The 488-nt window shown below is 70.9% G+C and carries 1 protein-coding gene; it reads right to left on the bottom strand.

The genetic code is table 11. The annotated features are described in order from the left end of the window. The coding region (locus tag ACZYOF_RS44335) for an AMP-binding enzyme (protein ID WP_463719667.1) at positions 1-488 on the bottom strand (488 nt) is incomplete at both ends.

Raw genomic sequence — 488 nt, forward strand, 5'->3', positions numbered from 1 at the left:
CCGACCCGCTCCAGCCCCAGAAGCTCGGCCCAGAGCTTGGCCAGCGCGGTCTCGATCTCGCCCTGCGGCGCCTCATAGGCGCCCCGCGCATAGGCCTCATCGTCCGGCGCCGGCAGCGCCTGGCGGTCCAGCTTGCCGTTCACCGTCAGCGGCAGCGCTGCGAGCTGCACGAACGCACTCGGCACCATGTAGTCCGGCAGTCGCGCACTCAGATGCGTGCGCAAGATGGCGGCCAGCTCAGATCCCTCAGCTTCGCCGGCGTGCTCGGCCGCCGCGACCACATAGGCGACCAGCCGCGGCTCGCCCGCGCCATCCTCGCGCGCCACCACCACCGCATCGTGTACCCACGCATGCTCGGTGAGCCGCGCCGCGATCTCGCCCGGCTCGATCCGGAAGCCGCGGATCTTCACCTGGTCGTCGGTGCGGCCCAAAAACTCCAGATTGCCGTCCGGCAGATAGCGCGCCAGATCCCCGGTCCGGTACAGCCG

Source organism: Bradyrhizobium sp. LeoA1Lang (assembly GCF_055413685.1).